The 24581-nt window shown below is 74.3% G+C and carries 17 protein-coding genes, 1 pseudogene and 1 riboswitch; of the genes and pseudogenes, 9 read left to right on the plus strand and 9 right to left on the minus strand.

Going from position 1 to position 24581, the window contains the following annotated elements; translation table 11 throughout:
* Window positions 1-230 precede the first annotated feature (230 nt).
* Entirely contained in the window at window positions 231-1502 is a 1272-nt protein-coding gene (locus tag ACFVS6_RS33975; RefSeq protein ID WP_389710073.1) for an MFS transporter, read from the plus strand.
* Window positions 1503-1512: 10 nt separating this feature from the next.
* Window positions 1513-2226, plus strand: coding sequence for a 4'-phosphopantetheinyl transferase family protein (locus tag ACFVS6_RS33980; RefSeq protein ID WP_389710075.1), 714 nt, complete (start codon window positions 1513-1515; stop codon window positions 2224-2226).
* 70 nt (window positions 2227-2296) lie between these two features.
* Here the strand turns inward: ACFVS6_RS33980 and ACFVS6_RS33985 are convergent, their stop codons facing one another.
* Entirely contained in the window at window positions 2297-2773 is a 477-nt protein-coding gene (locus tag ACFVS6_RS33985) for a hypothetical protein (RefSeq protein ID WP_389710077.1), read from the minus strand.
* Window positions 2774-2987: 214 nt separating this feature from the next.
* On the opposite strand from ACFVS6_RS33985, the gene ACFVS6_RS33990 reads away from it, so the two are divergent.
* The gene (locus ACFVS6_RS33990) at window positions 2988-3935 is read left to right on the plus strand and encodes a trypsin-like serine peptidase (protein ID WP_389710079.1); all 948 of its coding nucleotides are present in this window, start codon (window positions 2988-2990) and stop codon (window positions 3933-3935) included.
* Window positions 3936-3993: 58 nt separating this feature from the next.
* Here ACFVS6_RS33990 and ACFVS6_RS33995 read toward each other — a convergent pair whose 3' ends face one another.
* The gene (locus ACFVS6_RS33995; RefSeq protein ID WP_389710081.1) at window positions 3994-5397 is read right to left on the minus strand and encodes an FAD-dependent oxidoreductase; all 1404 of its coding nucleotides are present in this window, start codon (window positions 5395-5397) and stop codon (window positions 3994-3996) included.
* Window positions 5398-5518: 121 nt separating this feature from the next.
* A pseudogene (locus ACFVS6_RS34000) lies at window positions 5519-6486 on the minus strand (transcriptional regulator).
* 289 nt (window positions 6487-6775) lie between these two features.
* On the opposite strand from ACFVS6_RS34000, the gene ACFVS6_RS34005 reads away from it, so the two are divergent.
* Genes ACFVS6_RS34005 through ACFVS6_RS34020 form a run of 4 tightly spaced genes read left to right on the plus strand, consistent with a single transcriptional unit; the run spans window position 6776 to window position 10893 of the window.
* A complete protein-coding gene (locus ACFVS6_RS34005) occupies window positions 6776-7993 on the plus strand; it encodes an MFS transporter (protein WP_389710083.1) in 1218 nt (405 codons plus the stop codon).
* Window positions 7990-9309, plus strand: a complete 1320-nt coding sequence (cbiE, locus tag ACFVS6_RS34010; RefSeq protein WP_389710085.1) for a precorrin-6y C5,15-methyltransferase (decarboxylating) subunit CbiE — start codon at window positions 7990-7992, stop codon at window positions 9307-9309. The genes ACFVS6_RS34005 and cbiE overlap by 4 nt, the downstream gene beginning before the upstream one ends.
* Complete coding sequence (cobM, locus tag ACFVS6_RS34015; protein ID WP_389710087.1) at window positions 9306-10055, plus strand: precorrin-4 C(11)-methyltransferase; 750 nt, start codon at window positions 9306-9308, stop codon at window positions 10053-10055. The genes cbiE and cobM overlap by 4 nt, the downstream gene beginning before the upstream one ends.
* Entirely contained in the window at window positions 10045-10893 is an 849-nt protein-coding gene (locus ACFVS6_RS34020) for a cobalt-precorrin-6A reductase (protein WP_389710089.1), read from the plus strand. The genes cobM and ACFVS6_RS34020 overlap by 11 nt, the downstream gene beginning before the upstream one ends.
* 88 nt (window positions 10894-10981) lie before the next feature.
* Here the strand turns inward: ACFVS6_RS34020 and ACFVS6_RS34025 are convergent, their stop codons facing one another.
* The 3 genes from ACFVS6_RS34025 to ACFVS6_RS34035 are packed head-to-tail and all read right to left on the minus strand — an operon-like array spanning window position 10982 to window position 14479.
* Window positions 10982-12481 carry a precorrin-2 C(20)-methyltransferase gene (locus tag ACFVS6_RS34025; protein ID WP_389710090.1) on the minus strand — a complete coding sequence of 500 codons (1500 nt, stop codon included), beginning with the start codon at window positions 12479-12481 and terminating at the stop codon, window positions 10982-10984.
* Window positions 12478-13125, minus strand: coding sequence for a precorrin-8X methylmutase (locus ACFVS6_RS34030; protein ID WP_362878441.1), 648 nt, complete (start codon window positions 13123-13125; stop codon window positions 12478-12480). The genes ACFVS6_RS34025 and ACFVS6_RS34030 overlap by 4 nt, the downstream gene beginning before the upstream one ends.
* Window positions 13126-13138: 13 nt before the next feature.
* The gene (locus ACFVS6_RS34035) at window positions 13139-14479 is read right to left on the minus strand and encodes a cobalamin biosynthesis protein CobG (protein WP_389710092.1); all 1341 of its coding nucleotides are present in this window, start codon (window positions 14477-14479) and stop codon (window positions 13139-13141) included.
* Between the two features lie 386 nt (window positions 14480-14865).
* Window positions 14866-14944, plus strand: a riboswitch (cobalamin riboswitch).
* Between the two features lie 53 nt (window positions 14945-14997).
* Between ACFVS6_RS34035 and cobN the strand changes: the two genes are divergently transcribed.
* Entirely contained in the window at window positions 14998-18615 is a 3618-nt protein-coding gene (gene cobN, locus ACFVS6_RS34040; RefSeq protein ID WP_389710094.1) for a cobaltochelatase subunit CobN, read from the plus strand.
* A 62-nt stretch (window positions 18616-18677) separates the two neighbouring features.
* Here the strand turns inward: cobN and ACFVS6_RS34045 are convergent, their stop codons facing one another.
* A complete protein-coding gene (locus ACFVS6_RS34045) occupies window positions 18678-19448 on the minus strand; it encodes a hypothetical protein (RefSeq protein ID WP_389710096.1) in 771 nt (256 codons plus the stop codon).
* The gene (locus ACFVS6_RS34050; protein ID WP_389710098.1) at window positions 19432-20670 is read right to left on the minus strand and encodes a hypothetical protein; all 1239 of its coding nucleotides are present in this window, start codon (window positions 20668-20670) and stop codon (window positions 19432-19434) included. The genes ACFVS6_RS34045 and ACFVS6_RS34050 overlap by 17 nt, the downstream gene beginning before the upstream one ends.
* Before the next feature lie 287 nt (window positions 20671-20957).
* On the opposite strand from ACFVS6_RS34050, the gene ACFVS6_RS34055 reads away from it, so the two are divergent.
* Complete coding sequence (locus ACFVS6_RS34055) at window positions 20958-23174, plus strand: germacradienol/geosmin synthase (RefSeq protein ID WP_389710100.1); 2217 nt, start codon at window positions 20958-20960, stop codon at window positions 23172-23174.
* Between the two features lie 104 nt (window positions 23175-23278).
* Here ACFVS6_RS34055 and ACFVS6_RS34060 read toward each other — a convergent pair whose 3' ends face one another.
* Complete coding sequence (locus ACFVS6_RS34060) at window positions 23279-24514, minus strand: GNAT family N-acetyltransferase (RefSeq protein WP_389710102.1); 1236 nt, start codon at window positions 24512-24514, stop codon at window positions 23279-23281.
* Between the last annotated feature and the right edge of the window lie 67 nt (window positions 24515-24581).

Raw genomic sequence — 24581 nt, forward strand, 5'->3', positions numbered from 1 at the left:
CCGCCGACCTGGCCCGGGCCGGCCGCCGGGCCGTGGCCCGCGCCCTGGCGGCCCGGCCCCGACCCTGACCGCTCGCCCCACCCCCGGACGCCGCCCCGGCGGCCCGTCGCGGCCCGGCCCCGACCCGCACCAGGACCGACGCCGAGTCCCGACCCCGCCCACCCGCGGCGGCACGATCCGCAAGCCCCCGGTCCCACCTCCCCCGTACGCCCTCGCAGAGAAGGTTCCCCATGGACACCCCCGTACCGCAGCCCGTCCGGCCCCCCGACCACGAGCGGGTGCAGTGGGGCCGCGTCAGTTCCCTCGTCGGCGGCCAGGCCGCCGTCCAACTCGGCAGCTTCGCCCTGCTGATCGCCATGAACTGGACGGCGGTCGAGCTCGGCGGCACCCGGGCCGTGACGCTGCTGATGCTCGCCGCCACCGTGCCCCGCGCCCTCATGCTGATCTTCGGCGGGGCGGTCGCCGACACCCTCGGACCCCGCTTCGTCCTGCTGCGCACCACCGCGGCCAGGGTGGCGCTGCTCGCCGTCGGCGCGGTCGTGACGGCCACCACCCGAGAACTGTGGCCGCTGGTCGTGATCGCCCTGATCGAGGGGGTCCTGCTGGGGCTGGCCGGCCCGGCGTCCGGGGTCCTGCTGCCCATGTTCGCCCGGGGCGACCAGCTGGCCCGCGCCAACTCCCTGTACGCGATGGTGCTGCGCGTGGCACCCATCCTCGGCGCCCCCGCCGGCGCGTTCCTGATCACCGTCGGGGAACTGTGGGTGGCGATGTTGGTCGGCGCGGTCACCGGCGCCGTCTGGCTCGGCTGCCTGCTGCACGTCACCCACGGGTTCGTCCGCCCGAAGCCGGAACCCGGGGTGTCCCTGGTCAAGCGGTCGGGGGACGGGTTCCGGTTGTTGGCCCGGCACCCGCGGCTGCGCTGGATGTTCGTCGCCGCCCTCTGCCTGGACCTGGCGTTCAGCTGGCCCGCCGAGGTGGCCCTGCCGCTGCTGGTCTCCGAGCGCGGCTGGGGCGTGAGCGCGGTGGGCATCGTCCTCGCCGCCTTCAGCGTGGGAGCCCTGGGCTCCAGCGCGGTCGGCGCGGCGCTCGCGCACCGCATCCCCATGTTCGTACGTCTCGTGGTGACCGGCGTCGGACTCGCCGCCGGGATCCTCGTGATGGCGCTGATGCCCTCGGTGCTCTCGCTGACGGCCGTCGCGGCCGGGGTCGGCCTGCTCTCGGGGCTGAACGGCCCGGCCATCGTCACCCTCTACCAGCAGTCCGCGCCGGAGGACCGGATGGGCGCCGCGATGTCCACCCTGTCCCTCGCCGGGATCGGCACCGCCCCGATCTCCATCGCCGTCTTCAGCTCGTTGTCGCTGGTCATCGGCGTCCAGACGACCTGGCTGGTGTGCGGTGCCATCGCCTTCGTGTCACCGGTCGCCGCCGTCCTCGCGCTGCGCCACCCCGTGCACGCCGAGGAACCGGCCGCGGCTCCGGCGCCCGTCGCGGCCTCGGTGTGAGGGGGACGCCATGGTCACCGCGACCGCCGACGGCCGGCTTCTGGTTCCGCGCCGACTGACCGACCCCGGTCCCGCCCGGGCGGTGGTGGTGCCCGCGAGTCCGCAGCTGTGGCTCGTGGACACCAGCGCCTACCGGGCGCACGCCGCCCGACACGCGCCGGGCACACTGGACGCCCAGGAACTCGCGCGGGCCGCCGAGTTCGCACGGGCCGCCGACCGGGACGGCTACGTCTGCGCGCACGTCGCCCTGCGCCGGCTGCTCGGAGCGTACCTGGGCCTGGCCCCGCGCGAGGTGACCGTCGAGCGGGCGCCCTGCTCGCACTGCGACGAGCCGCACGGCAGGCCCGTACTGCCGGGCGGGGCCCTGCACTTCTCGCTGTCGCACTGCACCGGGCTCAGCCTGCTGGCCTTCGCGGACGCGCCGGTCGGCGTGGACGTGGAGGAACTCGTGGCCCCGGGCCTGATCGCGGACACCGCCGACGTCCTGCACCCGAGGGAGGCGGCGGAGCTCGCCGCCCTCCCGGCCGAGGAGCGGCCGGTGGCCTTCACGCGGGTGTGGACCCGCAAGGAGGCGTACCTCAAGGGGCTGGGCGTGGGGCTGTCGGAGAACCCGGCGGCGGACTACGTGGGTTCGGGCCACGCCCCGGCCCAGCCGCCGGGGTGGTCGCTGACGGACGTACGGGTCCCGGAGGGACACCGCGCGGCGGTGGCCCTGCGCCGGTGACCGGACCCCGCCCCCGGCCGGCGGCGCGCGCGCCGGGCGCCGAGGCCCCCCGGGGCCACGACAGGCCGCCTCAGAACACGCCCCGGCCGCGGGGCAGGATCGTGGCGAGGACGGCGGGCAGCGGGTACCAGTCCGCCGAGACGATGGTGGCTTGCCGGCCGGCCAATAGGGCGACGCGGTCGCGGGCCTGGGCCTCGGTGGGGCGGACGCCGTCGATGGCGGGGGCGACCGCGTGCGCGGAGGTGGCGATCAGCAGGTAGTTGTTGCGGGCGTACCAGCCGGTGTCGAAGGCGCCGCCGGCGTACGCGCCCGCGTCGCCGTCGAAGACGACGAACCACGGGCACAGCGTGGCGTCGGCGTAGTGGCCGCGCGGGTCGCCCGCCTCGGCCCGGTGCACGGCCGGGAACGCCGCGGCCCGGTCGAGCCGGCCGGCGGCGGCCAGGGAACGCAGGTGCTGGGCGTACTCGCGGTCCGTCCACAGTGTGTCGGCGCCGTTGCCCTCCTTCAGCGTGCCGGGTATCAGCTCGACGAGGAACTTCCCGGCCATGGCCGCCCGGGCCGGGCCAGGCCCCGGCCCGGGCGGCGGTGTCCAGGTCGCCTGGAAGGTAAGGGAGTTGGGTTGCGTGCGAAAGGATGACGGATGACCGGCCGAGGACGGCGGGGCCGGCTGTGAGGGCGGACACGCCCCGGTGCGGGAACCTCTGCCGGCACGGCACCCGTCGAACAGTGCGGCGAACCATCGACGAGGGCGGGAGCACCTGATGACGGGCAGGACCACGGGGCGCGCCGTACGGATCCTCCTGCCGGCCGTCGCCTGCTGCGCCCTGGTGGTGGGAGGCTTCGCCCACCGGGTGGAACTGTTCGCGCTGTTCGGTCCCGTCGAGGGGGGCGACTCCGCGCGCGGAAGCTACGTGCAGGATCCGGGGCTCGCGGACCGGGCAGGCGCGGACGTACGGGCGACCCTGCGCGAGGGCGCGGCGTCGGACGCGCGGTCGCTCGCCGCGACCGGGCAGGACCCGGCTGCCGGGTGGCGGCCCTCCGACCCCTTGGAAGCCCGTCCCGTGCCCACCGATCCCGCGATCGGGGCGCTGTTCTCCCCCGGCCCGGACTGGGACGGCGACCACCACTGCTCCGGGAGCGTGCTCCACTCCCCCGGCGGCGACCTCGTCGTGACCGCCGCGCACTGCGTGCACCAGGGCGGTTTCCGCACCAACCTCGCCTTCGTCCCGGGCTACCGGGACGGGGTCGCCCCGTACGGCGTCTGGGTGCCCACCCGCATCGAGGTCGACCCGCGCTGGATCCGCTCGGCCGATCCGGACCACGACGTGGCCTTCCTGCGGGTGCGCCGCGCCGGTGCGCCCGGGGCCCGGGTGGAGGAGGTCACCGGGGCGCTGTCGCCCGGCTTCGGACCCGAACTGCCGTTGCCGGCGAGGTTGGTGGGCTACCCGAACGACGACGAGGAGCCGCTGGGCTGCGCGAACACGGCCGTCGCCGCCGGGCCGACCCAGTTGCGGCTGGACTGCGCGGACGTGCCCAACGGCACGAGTGGCGGTCCCGTCCTGACCGGGGGCCGGACCCTGATCGGGGTGATCGGCGGCCGCGACGGGGGCGGCGACGAGGCGACCTCGTACAGCAGCTACCTCGGTGCGGACGCCCGCGCCCTGTACGAGCGCACGACCACGGCCACGATCACGGCTCCGGCCGACTGACCGACCCCGCCGGTGGTCCCACGGGCCCGGTGGTCGGCCCACGGCCCCGCCGGTAGCTCTACGGGCCCGTGGGCGGCGGGTGGTGGGGCGGGTAGGCGGGGGTCGCCGGGGTGGTCGGCAGGCGCCACTTCGACAGCACCCGCAGCATCGTCGCGGGGCCGAGCAGGGTGTTGGGCGGGGTGGACAGCGACAGCACCCCGAAGAAGCGGGACGAGAGCGCCGGATCCGCGTTGGCGCCGACCACGACGCGTGACATGTAGCGCTGTAGGACCTTCGTGGCCCGGTCGGGCGGCGGCCCCTCCGTCTGCGGGTAGCGCATGTCCTCGCCGGTGGCGATCTGCCAGGCGACGGACGCGGCGTCCGCCGTGGCCCGCTGGATCCGCTGGACGGCCCCCGGGATCCGCTCGGGGGCGAGCCCGGTGAGGGCCTCGTCCAGGGCCTGCGCCGCGAGCGCGGCGACCGTCATCCCGTGCCCGTAGACCGGGTTGAAGCGGCAGGCCGCGTCACCGACGACCAGGAATCCGTCGGGCGGGCGGTCCATGCGCTCGTAGTGGCGCCGCTCGTTGGCGGTGTTGCGGAATCCGGTGGGGTCCGACAGCGGGGTCGCGCCCCGGATGGCGTCGTGCAGGGCGGGGCTGCGCAGGCTCCGCGCGAAGCCGAGGAACTCCTCCTCCTTCGTGGAGGGGGCGTGCTCGCCGTTGCCGACGAGGGTCACGAGCCAGCGGTCCCCGCCCTGCGGCACCAGCACGCCGCCGCGCGGACTGTCGGGGCGGCCCTGCACGTACATGCCGTGCCAGCGTCGGTCCGGGTCGGGTCGCAGGGCGTAGAGGCGGCTGGAGTAGCCGAGGTGCGAGTCGTAGCGCGTGACGGCCGGGCAGGCGTGGCCGAGGGCCGCCAACCATGCCGGGGCCCTGGAGGTGCGTCCGGTGGCGTCCACGACGAGGCGGGCGGCCAACGGTTCGCCGCCGCGCAGGGTCACCCCGACCACCGAGCGGCCGTCCTCCCCGGCGAGGAGCCCGCTCGCGGGGCGGCCGTCGAGGATCCGGATCCGCGGGTCCCGCAGCACGGCGCGGCGCACGCACCAGTCGATCAGCTCGCGGCTGCCGACGAGCACGGGGGCGCCCGGTACCGGGCGGAACCAGTCGGCGGGGCTCAGCCACAGGAAGTCGCGCGGCGATTCCAGCAGGGCCGATCCGCCCTCCCGCAACGCGGCGGTGATTCCCGGCAACAGTCGCTCCATCACGTCCACGCCCCGCGACCACAGCACGTGCGCGTGCCGGGACTGCGGCACTCCCGGACGGAACCTCGGCCCCTCCGCGGGCAGTTCGTCCCGCTCGACCACGGTGACGCGGGCGAACCGCTCCGCGAGCACCCGCGCCGCCAACAGCCCGGCGAAGCCGGCCCCGAGGACCACCGCGTGGTCGTCCCGGGCTTCTGGGTGGTTGTCCGGAGTGTCGTCCATGCTCCCGATTGTCGGGCGGGCCGCGCGCCTCGGTCAGGCCCCGGCCCGGGGCGCCCGGAGGCGTCCGGGGGGCGCCAGGGGGCGCTCGCGGGCGGCCGCCCCTCCCCTCCCGGGGTCGGGGTCAGGAGCCGTCCGGGGTCGCCGCCGCGACGAGGACGTCACCGGCCGCGACCCTGCTGTAGAGCACCGTGCGGCCCGTGCGCCGGCGCAGGACCAGCCCCGCGGCGAGCAGGACCTTCAGCTGTCCGGCGACCGCCCCGAGGCTGTACCCGGTCAACGCCACCAGCTGCGTCGTGGACTTCGGACCGTCCAGCAGGACCAGCACCTTCGCCCGTACCGGCCCCAGCAGTCCGACCAGGGCCTGCGGGGCCGGTCGCGCGGCGCCCTGGGTGAGTTGGCCCGCGCACGGGTAGACCAGCGCGTGCCGACGGGTCCCAGTCCAGCTGACCCACCCGTGCCCCGGGGTCACGGGGACGAAGACCAGCCCGGCCTCCCCCGACAGCTCGCGCGGCCGCCGCCGCTGGAGGTTGATCCGCAGCCGCCCCTCGCCGAGCCAGGCCATGTCCGGCCGCATCCCGGCCAGTGCCTCGGCGAGGCCGCCCCGGCCGAGGTGCCGGGTACGGACGAGGACGTCGGCCTCCGCCACCCGGCGGCGGCGCTCCCAGTCCGGGCGCACGGTCTCCTCCCACACCCACTCCAGCAGCTCCGCCGTCCTCGGGCCCAGCCCCCGGGCGCGGGCGAGGGAGTCGGGGAGGCCGGAGGCGGCGCGGAGGTCCGTGCGCACGACCGCGTCCGGGTGGCCCGCACGGAGGCCAGCTCCTCCTCGAACGGGCGCCCGTCGGGCGGCGGGGTGAGGTACCCGGCGATCCACAGCCGGCCGAAGGCCGCCCGTACCAGGTCCGCCGTCAGCGGTTCGGCCGCCAGGTGGGCCCGGTAGTGCGGGAGCCGGTCCTCCAGCCAGGCCCGCTCCGCCGGGTGCGTCGCGGTCCGCCGGTGCAGTGCCATCAGGGAGGCCGTGGTCTCCGCGAGCGCGGACACCACGAACCGGCTCCGCGCCAACGCGTCCGTGTCGATCCGCCACCAGCCCATGCGCCCCGCCTCCCGCTCCCCACCCACCACCCGGACGGCCCAGTCTCCCCCGCACCGCCCCACCCGCTCCGCCGGCCCCACCCCCGGACGGCCGGACCCGCGCGACCCGGCACCCACCGACCCGCCCCGCGCCACCCGGCGCACACCGCACACGGGTCCGCGCGCCGCCCACCGGTCCCCCGTCCACGGGCCCGCGCCGCCCACCGGTCCCAGGGGTTCACCCCCACCCAGGTTTCGCCCCCACGCGAAACATTGGGGCGGCTCCCCCACCCGCCCCGAGACTCCCCGCATGCCCCGCTCCTACCGCTCGCTCGCCCGTGTCCCCGAGTTCGCCCCGTTCTTCGCCGCCGCCGCGCTGCGCGTCGGCGCCGCCACCGTCGGCGGGCTCGCCCTCGGCGTGCTCGTCTACGACCGCACCCGCAGCCCGCTCCTCGCGGCCCTCGCGATGTTCGGCCCCTCCCTGGCCCAGGTGCTCGGTGCGACGCTCCTGCTCTCCGCCGCCGACCGGTTGCCCCCGCGGGCCGCCCTCTGCTCCCTGGCGGCCCTCGCCGCGGCCGGCGCCGCCGTGCTCGCCGTGCCCGGTCTGCCCTGGTGGGCGGTGTTCGCCGTGCTCCTCGGCCAAGGCCTCGCCGACTCCCTCGCGGGCGGGGTCCGGTACGGACTGCTCACCGAGATCCTCCCCGCCGGCGACTACCTGACGGGCCGGTCCCTGCTCGCCGTCTGCGCGGGCGTGACGCAGATCGCCGGGTTCGCGCTCGGCGGGCTGCTGCTCGCCGTCCTGTCCCCGCGCGGCGCCCTCCTGGTGGCCGCCGGGCTGGGGCTGGCCGCGGCCGTCACCGTCCGGCTGGGCCTGAGCCGCCGCCCCGCCCGCGCCGGCGGGCGTCCCTCCGCGGGCGAGACCTGGCGGATCAACGTCCTGCTCCTCTCCGACCCGGCACGACGCCACCTCTACCTCGCCCTGTGGGTGCCCAACGGGCTCATCGTCGGCTGCGAGTCCCTGTTCGTCCCCTACGACCCCGCGCACGCCGGCCTGCTGTTCGGCTGCGCCGCCGCCGGCATGCTCGCCGGGGACATCGTCGCCGGGCGGTGGCTGCCCGCCCGGCTGCGGATCCGGCTCGCGGCCCCGCTCCGGCTGCTGCTCGCCCTCCCCTACCTGGTCTTCCTGCTGGAGCCCGGCCCCGTCGTCGCCGCCGCGACCGTCGCCGTCGCCTCCGTCGGCTATTCGGCCGGTCTGCTGATGCAGGAGCGCCTCGTTCCGCTGCTCCCCGAGGGCACCCAGGGCCAGGCCCTCGGACTCCACTCGGCCGGAATGCTGACGATGCAGGGCGTCTGCGCGGCGCTCGCCGGGGCCGTCGCCCAGTACACCTCGCCGGCCGTCGCGATCACCGCCCTGGCCGCCGCCTCGGTGGCGGTCACCCTGGCACTGGAGCCGGGCCTCCACCCCAGTAAGCTGCGGGTCCGTCCCCCGCACGCTCCTTCTCCCGTTGCCCGAGGTACCGCGCAGTGAGCTCCCCAGCACCCCCCGCCCCGGTGACGGTCGTCGGCCTCGGCGCCGACGGCTGGGCCGGGCTCACCGCCGCCGCGCGGTCCGCGCTGTCCTCGGCGGAGGTGCTGATCGGCGGGCCCCGCCAACTGGCCCTGCTGCCCGCCGACGCCTGCCCCGGCCTGCGCGTCGCCTGGCCGAGCCCGCTGCGACCGGCCGTGCCGAAGCTGACCGCCGAGCACGCGGGCCGCCGGATCGCCGTACTGGCCAGCGGGGACCCCATGTTCTACGGGATCGGCCGCGCCCTCGGTGAGGAGCTGGGTCCGGAGCGGTTGCTGGTCCACCCCCACCCCTCCTCCGTGTCGTACGCGTGCGCCCGCCTGGGCTGGCCCGTCGAGGACACCGAGGTGGTCACCGTCGTCGGCCGTCCCGTGGCCCGGCTCACGGCCGCCCTCTTCGACGGCCGTCGGGTACTGGTGCTGAGCGCGGGCGCCGCCTCCCCCGGCGAGATCGCCGCGCTGCTGCGGGAGCGGGGCTTCGGCCCGAGCCGTATGCGGGTGCTGGAACAGCTCGGTTCCGAACGGGAGGACCTCCTCGACGGGACCGCGGAGCAGTGGGAGCACCCGCCCGGTGACGCCCTCAACGTCGTCGCCGTGGACTGCCGCCGCGACCCCGCGCACCCGACCCCGCGCCTGGGCGCGACCCCCGGCCTGCCGGACGTCGCGTACGAGCACGACGGGCAGCTCACCAAGCGGCACGTGCGCGCCGCGACCCTGTGCGCGCTGGCGCCGGCCCCCGGCGAACTGCTGTGGGACATCGGCGGCGGCTCCGGTTCGCTCGGCATCGAGTGGATGCGCACGCACCCGTCCTGCCGGGCGGTGGCGGTGGAGCGCGTACCGGAGCGGGCCGCCCGCATCACCCGCAACGCGGACGCCCTCGGGGTTCCGGGACTGCGCGTGGTCACCGGTGCGGCGCCCGGCGCCCTGGACGGGCTGCCCGTGCCCGACGCGGTGTTCATCGGCGGCGGTCTGACCGCTCCGGGCCTGCTCGACGCGGCCTGGGACGCGCTGGCCCCCGGCGGCCGGCTCGTCGTCAACACCGTCACCCTGGAATCGGAGGCGGTCCTCACCGACCGCTACCGTCGGCACGGCGGTGACCTGGTGAAACTGGCCGTCGCGCACGCCGTGCCGGTCGGCGGTTTCACGGGCTGGCGGCAGGCGATGGCGGTCACCCAGTGGTCGGTGACGAAGCCCTCCGCGAAGGCGGCGGACGCCGCCCGTACAGCACACGAGGCGAACGGCGCCGACGGCGCGAACGAGGCAGAGGTGGACCGGACATGACCGTGTACTTCATCGGGGCGGGCCCCGGCGCCGCCGACCTGATCACCGTGCGCGGTGCCCGGCGGCTGGCCGCCGCGCCCGTGTGCCTCTACGCGGGCAGCCTCGTACCGCGCGAGCTCCTCGCCGAATGCCCGGCGGACGCCCGGCTCGTCGACACCTCGCGGTTGAACCTGGACGAGATCGTCGCCGAGTTCGTACGGGCCCACGACGCGGGCCACGACGTGGCCCGGCTGCACTCGGGCGACCCGTCGGTGTTCAGCGCGGTCGCCGAGCAGATGCGGCGCCTCGACGCGGTGGGCATCCCCTACGAGGTCGTGCCCGGCGTGCCGGCCTTCGCCGCCGCCGCGGCGGCGCTGAAGCGGGAGCTGACGGTGCCCACCGTCGGCCAGACCGTGATCCTGACCCGGATCGCCCAGCAGGCCACTCCGATGCCGCCCGGCGAGGACCTGGCCACGCTCGGCCGCAGCGGCGCCCTGCTGGTGCTGCACCTGGCCACCCGGTACGCGGACCGCGTCGTCGAGGAACTGCTGCCGCACTACGGGGCGGACTGTCCGGCGGCCGTGGTCGCGATGGCCAGCCGACCCGACGAGCTGGTCCTGCGCGGGACCCTCGCCGACATCGCCGGCCAGGTGAAGGAGGCGGGCCTGGTGCGCACCGCGGTGATCCTGGTCGGTCGCACCCTGGGTGCCGAGCAGTTCCGCGACAGCCACCTGTACTCCGCCGAGCGCGACCGGCATGCCTGCTGAAGCGGGTCCCGCCCCGGGCGGGCCGGCGCCTGCCCGGGCGCCGCTCGGGCACGTCCTGCTGCTGGGCGGCACCACGGAGGCCCGCCGCCTCGCGGAGGCGCTGGCGCGGCAGGCCTCGTACCGGGTGACGACCTCGCTGGCGGGCCGGGTCGCCGCGCCCGTGCTGCCACCGGGCGGGATCCGGATCGGCGGTTTCGGCGGGCCCGCCGGTCTGGCGGACTGGATCGCCGCCCACGGGGTGACGCACCTGATCGACGCCACGCACCCGTTCGCGGAACGGATGAGCTTCAACGCGGCCGCGGCGGCGGCCCTTTCGGGCGTACAACTGCTCGCGCTGCGCCGTCCGGGTTGGACTCCGGAACCCGGCGACGACTGGCACTTCACGGACTCCCTCGCCGGGGCCGCCGCCGCCCTGCCGTCGTTGGGCGGACGGGCCTTCCTGACGACCGGCCGGACGGGACTGCACGCCTTCGCGGAGCTCGCCGACACCTGGTTCCTGGTGCGTTCGGTGGATCCACCGGCCGGAGCCGTGCCGCCGCGGCTCGAAGTGCTGCTGGCACGGGGCCCGTTCGGCCTCGACGAGGAGCGGGAACTGCTGGCCCGGCACCGGATCGACGTGCTGGTGACGAAGGACAGCGGCGGTGCGGCCACCGCCCCGAAGCTGACGGCCGCCCGCGAGGCCGGGATCCCGGTCCTCGTCGTGCGCCGCCCCCCGGTGCCCGAAGGGGTCACCGAGGTCGGATCGGTCGGGGCGGCGCTGCGCCGGCTGGGCACCCCCGACGCCGGCTACGACCCGGGGGACGCGGACGCACGCCCCGCGCACCCGGGCGACCGCTGACCCGGACGGAACGGGGCGGGACGGGAAGGAGAGACCCGCGCCGCCCCGCCCCCACCGTGCTTCGCGGGTGGTCGGCCGGCGGGCCGGCTCAGGGATAGCGGCGCGGCGTCCAGGTGACCCTCGACCCGTCGGGCCGCTCGGTGACCCGGGTCTGCGAGGAACCGATCAGCAGGATGGTGCGCATGTCCACCTCGGCCGGTTCCAGTTCGGCCAGCGTGACGATCCGCACCGACTGCTCCGGACCGCCCACGTCCCGCGCGACGACCACCGGGGTCTGCGGCGGCCGCAGCTCCAGCAGCAGCTCCCGGGCCTGCGCCACCTGCCACGTGCGGCTGCGGGAGCCCGGGTTGTACAGGGCGAGCACCAGGTCGGCTGCGGCCGCGGCGCGCAGCCGCTCGGCGATGACCTCCCAGGGCTTGAGCCGGTCGGACAGCGAGACCGTCGCGTAGTCGTGGCCGAGGGGGGCCCCGGCAGCGGCGGCCGCCGCGTTGGCCGCGGTCACCCCGGGGAGGACCCGTACGGGCACGTCCGCGTACTCGGGCTGCGCGGCCACCTCCAGGACGGCGGTGGCCATGGCGAAGACCCCGGGGTCGCCCCCGGAGACCACGGCCACCCGCTTGCCGCGCCGCGCGAGGTCGAGGGCGAACTCGGCCCGCTCGGACTCCACCTTGTTGTCGGAGCCGTGTCGGACCTGGCCCGGCCTGGCGGGGACCCGGTCGAGGTAGGTCGTGTAGCCGACGAGCACCTCGGCGTCGGCGAGCGCCCGCCGGGTCTCGGCGGTGATCCACAGCGGCCCGGCCGGGCCGGTGCCGACGACGGCGACCTCGCCGGGGCCGGAGGGCACGCTGCCCGGGTTGCCGATCCGGCTGGGCACGACGGCGACGGCGAAGTACGGCACCGACTCCGGGTCCGTGTCCGCCAGGAGCCCGGTGCGTTCGCCCTCCATCGTGGCGCGCTCCACGTAGCGGGCCTCGGCGAGCCGACCGCTGTTCTCCATGGCCCGCCGGACCGTGGGGAAGGTCCGGCCGAGCTTCATCACGACGGCGGAGTCGGTGGCGGCGAGCCGGGCCGTCAGCTCGTCCTCCGACAGGGTGCCGGGCAGGATCGTCAGCACCTCCTCGCCCTCGACGAGGGGGGTGCCGAGACGGGCGGCGGCGGCGCTCACCGAGGTCACCCCGGGGATCACCTCGGCCTCGTACCGGTCGGCGAGGCGCTTGTGCATGTGCATGTAGGAGCCGTAGAAGAGCGGGTCGCCCTCCGCGAGCACCGCGACGGTGCGGCCGGCGTCCAGGTGGGCGGCGAGGCGAGCGGCGGAGGCCTCGTAGAACTCCTCCATCGCGCCCTGGTAGCCGCCGGGGTGGTCGGTGGTCTCCGTGGTGACCGGGTAGACCAGCGGCTCCTCGACGTGGTCGTCGCGCAGGTGCTTCGCGGCGATCGAACGGGCGATGGAGCGGCCGTGGCGGGCGCTGTGGTAGGCGATCACGTCGGCTCGGTCGATCACCTCGACGGCGCGCAGCGTCATCAGGGACGGGTCGCCGGGGCCGAGCCCGACGCCGTAGAGGCGTCCCTTGGCCGGTGCGGTGCTCATTCGGCCACGCTCGCGATGGCGTTGACGGCGGCGGCCGCGATGGCGCTGCCACCGCGCCGACCCCGCACGATCAGGTGGTCGAGGCCCGAGGGGTGCGCGGCGAGGGCGTCCTTGGACTCGGCGGCGCCGATGAAGCCGACGGGCACGCCGATGACGGCGGCGGGGCGCGGCGCGCCCTCCTCGATCATCTCCAGCAGCCGGAACAGGGCGGTCGGCGCGTTGCCGACGGCGATCACGGAGCCTTCCAACAGGCCCCGGTCGCGCCAGACTTCGAGGGCGGCGGCGCTGCGCGTCGTGCCCATCCTCGCGGCGAGTTCCGGTACGGCCGGGTCGGAGAGGGTGCAGATCACCTCGTTGTCGGCGGGCAGCCGCTTGCGGGTGACGCCGCTGGCGACCATCTGGACGTCGCAGAGGATCGGCGCGCCGGCCTCCAGGGCGGCTCGGGCCCGCAGGACGACCTCGGGGGTCCAGCCGAGGTCCTGGGGGAGGTCGGTCATGCCGCAGGCGTGAATCATGCGCACCGCGACCTGGGCGACGGAGGCGGGCAGCCCGGAGAGGTCCGCCTCGGCGCGGATCGTGGCAAAGGACTGGCGGTAGATGGCCGCGCCGTCCTTCTCGTACTCGAACACGGTGTACTCGCTCATTTCTTCACTGTCTTCACTGCGGCGGTGAGGTGGACGTGCTGGTGGTGCCGGCGTCGCCGCTCTCGTCGTCGTCGCTGTCGCGCGCGGCCTTGAGTGCGGCGGCCAGGCCTTCACGGTCGGCCGGTACGGGGTCCCGCCCGTGCACGGAGAGCGCGTACGCGTCCCCGGTGGCGACGAGGTCCACCCAGGCGGTGCCGCGCGGATGTCCGCACCGGCGCTCGCAGCCGGACCAGTGCACGGGCAGCGCCCCGGTCGACTCGGCGACGACCGCGCGCGCGTCGGCCCGTACGTCGGCCAGGGATTTGGCACAACCGGGCCGCCCGGTACAGGCGGTGACGGACTGCCAGGGATCGTCGGGGTGGATGACCAGACCGGCGGACTCGATCCGGTCGGCGCCGTTGATGGGCCTACGGGTGCTCGCCAGAGGCAGGATGACGGTCCGCCAGGGGGTGATCCGCAGCCCGCCCCTGCCCCGGGAGGCGACCTGCACGAGCACCTTCCACTGGTCGCGGTCGATCCGGCCCAGAGGTGGCAGCACGCACAGCGGGGTCAGGTCTCCCGTACCGGCGCCCCAGGGGCGCGGCGGCGGCGCGTACGGCCACCGCACGTCGGGCACGGGGGTGGCGTCGATCCCGGCGGCGGTCAGGCGTCGCACCGACTCGGCGACGTCCGGTTCGTGCGGGACGGGCAGTTCGGCGACGCGCCAGGCGCGGGTGCCGGCGGAATCGGCCGCGTCCAGGAAGTGTTCGGCGGCCAACAGGGCCGCTCGGGGGGCGTCGGCGGCGGCCACTTCGAGGGCTCCGTCGGCCGCGCCGAGGCGGATCAGCGCCCGGCCCGCGGGCAGGGCGAGGGCGGTCACGTCGGGGTCGAGCGCGGCGACGTCGCCGCGGCCGTCGTCGAGGGCGAACAGGAACCGCCCCGACAGGGCTGCCGCGCGGCTGCTCGCGCACAGCAGCCGGTCCAGTTCCCCGACCCACGGCGTGATGTCGGGCCGTCCGTCGTCGAAGAGCCCGGACACCGGGGTGGCCACGATGTTGCGCACGCGTTCGTGGGTGGGCGCGGGCAGCAGACCCGCCGCCGTCAGCAGTTTCGCCGGTTCCGCGCCGCAGTCCTCCGTCAGACCCCGGAGCTGGACGTTTCCGCGCGAGGTGAGTTCCAGGTGCCCGTCCCCGAAGCGGTCCGCCGCGAGCCCGAGCACGGACGCCTGCTCCACCGTGAGCAACCCGCCGGGGATCCGGACCCGCGCCAGCAGCCCGTCGTCCGCTGCGTGCAGGCGCAGCGCGCCGGGGCAGGCGTCACCGCGATCCCGCACGACGGGTTCGTCCCGCGATGCGGCGGAAGGGGGCTGGGGCATGGCCGCGAGCATACCCACGATTCCCCGGCCCCGACCTGTGTCCGTCGCCACCCCCACCCCCCGGACCAGCCACGACCTCCACCGACACCGTTCCGACCGACCCCGCTCGATCCGGCCCCGCCGGCGTTCCGGGCGCGGGGCCCGGGGCAGAGCCCCGGCAGCGCACCCGCACCCGCACCCGACCGATCCCACCCCGGCCCCCTCCAGCCCCTCCGACCCCACCGGCGATCGACCGCGCGGGCCCCGCCCCGAAGCCCCGCCCGCACCCCGCGCCGGCCCCCTCCCCCGCACCCGACCACCCCGAGCCTCCCGGCCACGGACCCGGCCGCCTAGGATGACCTTCCGACGGACCGTTCGGCCCGTCATCGCCGAGGACGGCGACATGGGAGGAAGCCCGGTGCGAATCCGGCGCGGTCCCGCCACTGTGAACCCCGCGGAGCGATCGGCGGGGTGAGTCAGGAACTCCCGCTGTCCTCACTGCCCGGGGCGCGGAAACCCCGAGGAAGGCCTGCCGCCGCATGATCCTGCTGCTGTCGACGTCCGACACCGATCTGCTGAGCGCCCGCGCGGCGAACACGGCGGACGGCCCCGTCCCGTACCGGTTCGCGAACCCCTCCCGTCTCCCGCTGGACGATCTCCCCGGGCTCCTCGACGGCGTCGACCTGGTCGTCGTACGCCTCCTCGGCGGCCTGCGCGCCTGGCAGGAGGGCCTCGACCTGCTGCTGGCTCCGGGCCAGACCCGTCCGGTGGTCGTGCTGACCGGCGAACAGGCCCCGGACGCGCAGCTGATGGAGGCCTCCACCGTCCCGATCGGCATCGCCGCGGAGGCGCACGGCTACCTCGCGCACGGCGGCCCGGCCAACCTGGACCAGCTCGCCCGCTTCCTCTCGGACACCGTCCTGCTGACGGGGCACGGCTTCGAGCCGCCCGCCGCCTCCGCGACCTGGGGGCCCCTGGAGCGCACCCCGGGCCGCACCACCGGCCCGCTCGTCGCCGTGCTGTACTACCGCGCGCACCAGATGAGCGGCAACACCGCTTTCGTGCACGCCCTGTGCGAGGCCGTCGAGGCCCACGACGCGCAGGTGCTGCCGCTGTACGTGTCCTCCCTGCGCACCCCCGAGCCGGAGCTGATCGCCGCCCTGGAGTCGGCGGACGCGGTCGTCACCACGGTCCTCGCGGCCGGCGGCACCCGCCCCGCGACCGCCTCCGCGGGCGGCGACGACGAGTCCTGGGACGCGGGCGCCCTCGCCTCGCTCGGCGTGCCGATCCTGCAGGCCCTGTGCCTGACCGGGTCGCGCGGCACCTGGGAGGAGAACGACGAGGGCCTGTCGCCGCTGGACGCCGCGACGCAGGTCGCCGTCCCCGAGTTCGACGGCCGACTGATCACCGTCCCGTTCTCCTTCAAGGAGATCGACGAGGACGGCCTTCCCGCCTACGTCGCCGACCCGGAGCGCGCCGCCCGCGTGGCCGGTATCGCCGTGCGTCACGCCCGGCTGCGGCACATCGACCGGCGCGACAAGAAGATCGCCCTGGTCCTCTCCGCGTACCCCACCAAGCACTCCCGCATCGGCAACGCGGTCGGCCTGGACACCCCGGCCAGCGCCGTGGAGCTGCTGCGCACCCTGATCGCCGGCGGCTACGACTTCGGTCCGGCGGACGGCATCCCGGGTCTGGTCTCCGGCGACGGCGACGAGCTGATCCGCGCGCTGATCGAGGCGGGCGGCCACGACCAGGACTGGCTGACCGAGGAGCAACTGGCCCGCAACCCGGTCCGCATCCCGGCCGCCGACTACCGCCGCTGGTTCGCGGAGCTGCCGGCCGAGCTGCGCGAGAGCGTGGAGCAGCACTGGGGCGAGGCCCCCGGCAACATGTTCGTCGACCACTCGGCGAACCCGGAGGGGGACATCGTCCTCGCGGCGCTGCGCCGCGGGAACCTGCTGATCCTCATCCAGCCGCCGCGCGGTTTCGGCGAGAACCCGATCGCGATCTACCACGACCCGGACCTGCCCCCGTCGCACCACTACCTGGCGGCGTACCGCTGGATCCAGGCCCGCGAGCAGGACGGCGGCTTCGGCGCCGACGCGATGATCCACCTGGGCAAGCACGGGAACCTGGAGTGGCTGCCCGGCAAGAACGCGGGCCTGTCCGCGTCCTGCGCGCCCGACGCCGCGCTCGGTGACCTGCCGCTGATCTACCCGTTCCTGGTCAACGACCCGGGCGAGGGCACGCAGGCCAAGCGCCGCGTGCACGCCACCCTGGTCGACCACCTGGTGCCGCCGATGGCGCGCGCGGAGTCGTACGGCGACATCGCCCGGCTGGAACAGCACCTGGACGAGTACGCGCAGATCTCGGCGATGGACCCGTCGAAGCTCCCGGCGATCCGGGCGCAGATCTGGACCCTGATCCAGGCGGCGAAGCTGGACCACGACCTGGGTCTGGAGGAGCGTCCGGACGACGACGGCTTCGACGACTTCCTGCTGCACGTCGACGGCTGGCTGTGCGAGGTCAAGGACGCCCAGATCCGTGACGGCCTGCACGTGCTGGGCGGCGCGCCGACCGGTGCGGCCCGGGTGAACCTGGTCCTCGCGATCCTGCGCGCCCGCCAGATCTGGGGCGGCACGACGGCCCTGCCGGGTCTGCGCGAGGCCCTCGGTCTGGACGAGTCCGCGGCGACGCGCACCTCGGCCGACGCCGTCGAGGAGCAGGCCCGCGCGCTCGTGCAGGCGATGGAGGACGCCGGCTGGTCCGCGGACGCGGTAGCCGGGGTCGCGGCCGGCCACTCCGCGGACGTGGCGGCCGTGCTGGACTTCGCCGCGCGCGAGGTCGTACCGCGCCTGGCGGGCACGACCGACGAGATCGCCCACGTGGTGTCGGCGCTGGACGGCTCCTTCGTCCCCGCCGGCCCGTCGGGCTCGCCGCTGCGCGGTCTGGTCAACGTCCTGCCGACCGGCCGCAACTTCTACTCGGTCGACCCGAAGGCCGTCCCGTCCCGCCTCGCGTGGGAGACCGGTCAGGCGCTCGCCGAGTCGCTGCTGACCCGCTACCGCACCGACAACGGCGAGTGGCCGGCCTCGGTCGGCCTGTCCCTGTGGGGCACCAGCGCGATGCGCACGGCGGGCGACGACATCGCCGAGGCCCTGTCGCTGTTGGGCGTCCGGCCGGTGTGGGACGAGGCCTCGCGCCGCGTCACGGGCATCGAGGCGATCCCCCTCGCCGAGCTGGGCCGGCCCCGCATCGACGTGACGCTTCGCATCTCGGGCTTCTTCCGCGACGCGTTCCCGCACGTGATCGGCCTCCTCGACGACGCGGTGCGGTTGGCCGCGTCCCTGGACGAGCCCGCGGAGTCGAACTTCGTGCGCGCCCACGCCCAGGCGGACCTGGCCGAGCACGGTGACGAGCGCCGCGCGACGACCCGCATCTTCGGGTCCCGTCCGGGTACGTACGGCGCGGGCATCCTCCAGCTGATCGACTCCCGCGACTGGCGCACGGACGCCGACCTCGCGGAGGTCTACACGGTGTGGGGCGGGTACGCGTACGGCCGCGGTCTCGAAGGCCGCCCGGCCCGGGACGAGATGGAGACCGCCTACAAGCGGATCACCGTCGCGGCGAAGAACACGGACACCCGCGAGCACGACATCGCCGACTCCGACGACTACTTCCAGTACCACGGCGGCATGGTGGCCACGGTCCGCGCCCTGCGCGGCACGGCCCCGGAGGCGTACATCGGCGACTCCACCCGCCCGGAGACGGTCAAGACCCGCACCCTGGTGGAGGAGACCTCCCGCGTCTTCCGCGCCCGCGTCGTCAACCCCAAGTGGATCGAGGCGATGCGTCGCCACGGCTACAAGGGCGCCTTCGAGCTCGCGGCGACCGTCGACTACCTCTTCGGCTACGACGCCACGACCGGGGTGGTCGCCGACTGGATGTACGACAAGCTGACGGAGACGTACGTCCTGGACCCGACGAACCGGGCCTTCCTGGAGGAGGCCAACCCCTGGGCCCTGCACGGCATCGCCGAGCGCCTGCTGGAGGCGGAGTCCCGCGGCATGTGGGAGAAGCCGGACCCGCAGATCCTGGAATCCCTGCGCCAGGTCTACCTGGACACGGAGGGCAACCTGGAGGGCGAGGCGGAGTAACGGCCCCGCTCCGGCGGCATGCGCCCTCGCGCGCGTGCCGCCGGAACCTCCGGGCCCGCGGGTCAGACCGGCGGCATCAGATCGCTGTCACTGATGGTGTAGGCCAGCGGAGGGTAGCGGAAATCCGTTTCGTCGTTCTCGCGGCGCCGCAGTCGGTAGAACTCGCGCCGCTGCTCCTCGTCGGCCGACGTGAGGCGCTCGCCCTGCGGGAGGTAGGCGTGTCCGTCGCGGAACCGAACGAGGGTCTTCGACGTTCGGAAGGTCACGCCCAACCATTGGTTGTCCGCCGTCCCGACGGGCGCGTCCAACACGATCCGGTGCTTGAGCAGGCGGTTCGAGGCGACGGAGAACGCGACGACACCGTTGTGGGTGAGGGGGACCTCGAACCTCTCCCCGTCCGACCCCTTCGATTCGAAGATCAGCTTCCTCGGCGGGCCCGCCTCGGGGTGTCGATAGCAGGAGAAGACGGCGACGAACGAGTCGTCGGCAAGATCGAGGGCCTGGTCGCAATGGCCGCCCATGGTGCGGTAGGCGTTCGTGTAGTTCTCGACGAGAGCGTTGTTGAAGCCGATCGACAGCCCGGCGCCCTCCTGGATCCTTCGTGCCAGCCGCTCGTGCACCGGCCGGAAACGCTGCGGTGGGTTGCCGTACCGGGTGGTGGTCCGTACGAGGGGCACATCACCCGCGTCGTCGACCCGGGTGAGCACCGCGCCGCGCCGGCCCTTTCCCACGTCCTCCGAACCGGCCGACGCGGACAGTTCCGCGAAGAGGTCCTCCTCGGCCGGCAGGGACCACAGGAGGACCGCGTCCGAGATCCTAGATTCGGGGGGCAACGTAGTCTCCCGCGTTCATGCTGAAGAGCAGTCCGTCGCCGTAGTCGATGAACGACGAGGTCCTGTTCTCCTCGGCGTACAGCCTGCGCAGCTCGTCCATTCCGTCCGGTGTGGGCGGTCCCAGTTCCACCGGTTCCCCGCCGACTTCGAGGAACGTGCGGCCTCCCTTGTGAACGGCTTCGGCGTTCGAACAGCGCACCACGTATCCCAGACGGGTCGGGAGCAGGGCCGCGTCCCACGTCGAGGGCCGGATCTCGTGCGTGTACAGGCGGTTCGTGGACAGCGGCATGAGGAGGACGGAGCCGGGGTGGAGGGTCAGGGTGAACTGCTTCGGCAGGGCGACGCCGTCGTGTTCCTCGACCGGCTCCTTGAGGCGGAACCGGAGTCGGGTCAGCCCGCCGTCGCCCTTCGCGTCCTGCCCGAAGGGGTCCTCGGCCGGGGGTCGTGGCGCGTCGGTCCCGATCCCGTCGTAGAAGGTGCAGAACGCCATGATGCCGTTGACCGGCATGTCCTTGGTCTTGTCGGCGTGGGCGGAGATCCTGGCCTTGGACTGCTTGCGCTCGGCCGTGGCGGCGGTGTTGTGGTAGATCTGCGCGAGGACGTGGTTCAGCGGCGCCTGGTCCCGAAAGACGGCGGCGGCCTCGCGGTTCAGTTCCTCGACGATGTGCGTGTCGGTCGGGCGAAAGTTCTCGGTCGGCCCCGAGAAGTTCGTGGAGCACCGGAGCAGACGGAACCGCAGTTCGTCGTCGTTCCGTGTGACGGGCGTCAAGTAGATTCCCCTGCGGTGCGCCGTTCCGGGCTTGGTGGACTCCGTCAGGGACTGGAACGCGTGCTCCGCGCGGATCCGTCCGAAGTGATCGGCGTCGAGCGCGAAGAAGCGGGGGTAGTACACGCCGACACCGTGCACGCGGAGGGGGACCCGACCGAGTTCGACGGGGGTCCAGGGTTCGTCGAGGTCCTCACGGTATCCGTGCGACAGCTCCCGGATGAGGAACACCCGCTCCGCCGAACGTAGTTGGTGAGCATCGAGTTCGGCCGCGTCGCCGCACAGGTAGACGGTCCGCCGCGCGAGGTCGTGCGCACCGGAGGCAAGGTCCTCGGGCGTGATCACGGGACCGAGGAAATGCCGGATCGCACCATTTCCCCGCAACGCCGAAGGCGCGATCAGGATGTTGCCCGCATCGTGGATGCGGGCCTGCGTCGGTCCTGCTGTGTGCGACAAGCCTTACCTGCCAGTGAAAACCGTGAACATGACACCGGTATTGAACATCGATGCTCTCACGCGGCCCGACACCGGGCAACGGACCCGGTCGGCGGCGTGCGGACCCGGGCCGCCCGGGCCGTCCCTAGCTCCCCCGGTGTCGCGCCGCCCCGGGAAAGGGTCCGCGTCACCTGAAGCGGTGAACTCCCCCTTATCCCGGCGGCATCAGGGGTAGGGCCCTGCTGATCTCGTGCCGGGGGGACGGAACGCCGGCTCCCCGCACCCGTGGACGAAAGGCCGACCCCGTCGTGACGCAGCCGTTCCAACTGCCGGATTTCTACGTGCCCCATCCGGCGCGACTGAACCCACACCTGGAGGACGCCAGGACCCACACCAAGAAGTGGGCCCGCGACTTCGGGATGCTGGAGGGTTCCGGCGTGTGGGAGGAGAAGGACCTCGACTCGCACGACTACGCCCTGCTCTGCTCGTACACCCACCCCGACTGCGACTCCGCCGCGCTCTCCCTGGTCACCGACTGGTACGTGTGGGTCTTCTTCTTCGACGACCACTTCCTGGAGATGTACAAGCGCTCCCAGGACCGCGACGGGGCCAAGGCCTACCTGGACCGGCTCGCCGCCTTCATGCCGATGGACCTGGCCGGCGGGTTCCCCGAGCCCACCAATCCCGTCGAGGCCGGCCTCGCCGACCTGTGGGCCCGTACCGTCCCGGCGATGTCGATGGACTGGCGGGAACGCTTCTCCCTGTCGACGAAGAACCTCCTCGACGAGTCGATGTGGGAACTCGCCAACATCAACATCGGGCGGGTGGCGAACCCCCTCGAATACATCGAGATGCGCCGCAAGGTGGGCGGCGCCCCCTGGTCGGCGGGCCTGATCGAGTACGTCTCCGCCGAGGTCCCGGCGCGCGTCGCGCACTCGCGGCCGCTCGGCGTGCTGCGCGACGCCTTCTCCGACGCCGTGCACATCAGGAACGACATCTTCTCCTACCAGCGCGAGGTCACCGACGAGGGCGAACTCTCCAACGCGATCCTGGTGTTGGAGACCTTCCTCGACTGCACGACCCAGGAGGCGGCCGAGGCCTCCAACGACCTGCTCACCTCCCGCCTCCACCAGTTCGAGCAGACGGCGCTCGTCGAACTCCCCCAGCTCTTCGTCGACCGCGCCATGGACCCGACCGAGATCGCCGCGGTCCTCGCCTACACCAAGGGCCTCCAGGACTGGCAGTCCGGTGGCCACGAATGGCACATGGTCTCCAGCCGCTACATGAACAAGGAGGCCAAACCCACCGCCCCGCTCACCCTCCCCTTCCTCCCCTCCGGCCTGGGCACCACCGCCCTCGACCTCGGATCCCTCTTCACCCGCCGCTCGACGGAGCTGCGCCGACGCTCCTTCACCCACGTCCCCTTCGAACGCACCGGGCCGTCCGTGATCCCGGACCTGTCCCTGCCGTTCCCGCTCTCGCTGAGCCCCCACCTCGACCACGCCCGCGAGGGGTCCGTCGCCTGGGCGCGCCGCATGGGCCTGCTCGACCCGCAGCCCGGCGATCCCGGCTCCGCGATCTGGACGGAGGACAAGCTGCGCGGCTACGACTTCGCGCTCTGCTCCGCCGGCATCGACCCCGACGCCACGCCCGAGGCGCTGCTGCTCAACTCCTGCTGGCTGACCTGGGGAACGTACGGGGACGACTACTACCCCGTGGTGTTCGGCGGGGCGAAGAACCTTTCGGCGGCCAAGGCCACCACGGCCCGGCTCGTCTCGATGATCCCCGTCGACCACGCCGAGCAGCCTCCGCCGGTCACCGCGATGGAACGTTCGCTCGCCGACCTGTGGGTTCGTACCAGCTCGGACATGACGCCGGGCGTCCGCGCCGAGTTCCGGGCCACGCTGGTGAGCATGCTGGAGAGCTGGGTCTGGGAGATCGAGAACCAGATCCTGAACCGCATCCCGGACCCGGTGGACTACGCGGAGATGCGCCGCAGCACGTTCGGCTCCCACCTGACGATGTACCTGTGCCGGCTGGGCCTCACGGGACGGGGCATCCCCGACGACATCTACGCCTCGGGAACGATCCGGTCCCTGGAGAACGCGGCGGCGGACGTGGGCTGCCTGATCAACGACATCTACTCCTACCAGAAGGAGTTGGAGGTCGAGGGCGAGGTGCACAACCACCTCCTCGTCACCCGCAACTTCTTCGACATCGGCTATCCGGAGGCGCTGCGGATCTGCCACTCGCTGATGCGGCAACGCGTCGAGGAGTTCCAGCACATCGCGGCGAACCAGCTGCCGTTGCTGTACTCCGACTGGAAGTTGGACGCAGACGCCAGGGCCGGTCTCGACGCGTACGTCGGCGAGCTCGGGGACTGGCTGGCGGGGATCCTCAACTGGCACGAGAAGTGCCGCCGTTACCGCGAGGAGGACCTGCACCGACCGGCGGACGCCCTGTCCACGGGGGTCCTGCGGTCCGGCTTCGGCATGTCGGCGGCACGGATCTCACTGCCCGCCTGAGCCCTCCGGACCGGCGGCCCGGCGACGAGGGCGGGGGCGGACCGGCGGCGGGTCGGGGGCGGACCGCTCCCCCGCCCCCGACCGGGACCGGAACTCGTCGGCCGTCAGAACTCGTCGGCCGTGTGGGGCAGTACGTCGGTGCGCAGGGCGGCGTCCAGTGCGGCCGCCGCGCCGGGCGTGCGTTCTGCGACGAGCCCGGCGGCCACCAGCTCGGACATCCGGGTCCCACCGAGGTAGCAGGCGGCCAACTCCCGTACGTCGAGCACCAGGTCGGGCTCCGCCCGGGCCGGTTCGTACGCCGTGCCGTCCGGGCCGGCCTTGAGCCGGAACCGCCCCGCGTTCGCGGGCCTGCGCACGTCGGACAGGTCCAGGACGAGTTCCACGGGCGCGGCCCAGTCCCGGGCGGCCAGGGCGGACCGTACGTCGATCAGGCGCAGCCAGAGCGCGGGGAACTGGGCGGTGACCCTGACCTGGTCGCGGTCGGCGGCGAAGTGCAGGAGCGGGTCGTCGGCGGGGCGGCCCCAGGCCCGGACCCGGCCGGTCAGGTCCAGGGAGGCCACGCAGTCCCACAGGGCGGCGGCCACGGCCGGGGTGTCCGCCTCCAGTTCGTCGACGCGCACCAGTCCCGGGGTGCGGCCGGGACCGGCCGCGTCGTCCTCCGGCTTCGTGCGGAAGAGGACGTATCCCGCGACGGGCTCACCTGGATCGCCCAGGACGATGATCCTGGGCGGCCCCAACTCCTCGTCCTCCTCGTCCTGTTCGCAGAGCCACTCCTCGGCCCAGCGCTCCGGGCTGCGGCTCGGGCGGCCCGCCCGTTCCTTCCGGGCCGCCTCGTGGCGGGGGCCGATCACGGCGAGGGCGTCCTCCGGTGCGACGAGGCGCAGCGGGCGGGGGTCGGGGGCGATGCGCAGGGCCAGCGGCCGGCTGGAGTCGATCTCGATGGTGAGGCCCTGGGTGGCGGCGCCGTAGCCGAAGCGCCCGTAGATGGCGGATTCGGAGGCCCACAGGGCGGCGAGCGGACTGCCCGCCTCGGCGGCGCGGCGCAGGTGCTCGTCCATGAGGGCGGTCAGGACGCCCCGGCGGCGGTGGGTGGGGGCCACGGACACGAAGGTGAGCCCGGGGCAGCGGAGTTCGCCGCCGGGGACGGAGAGCCGGAAGTCGTGCGCGGCCATGAAGCCGACCAGCGCGGCGCCGTCGTAGGCGCCCAGGCGCGAGCAGCGACCGAGCAGGGCGTGGTGCCGCTCGCGCCCTTCGGGTTCGGGGCGGTCGTGGAAGACCAGGTAGGCGAGCTCCTGGGCGCGGTCGATGTCGGCCTCGGGTACCTCGCGGATGTCCACCATGATCGCGAGACTAATCGGTCATCGTGGACCGGTCACCCGATATGGGCCTCATTTGACGGAATGGCCA

Source organism: Streptomyces sp. NPDC057939 (assembly GCF_042887545.1).
Classification (GTDB): Bacteria; Actinomycetota; Actinomycetes; order Streptomycetales; family Streptomycetaceae; genus Streptomyces.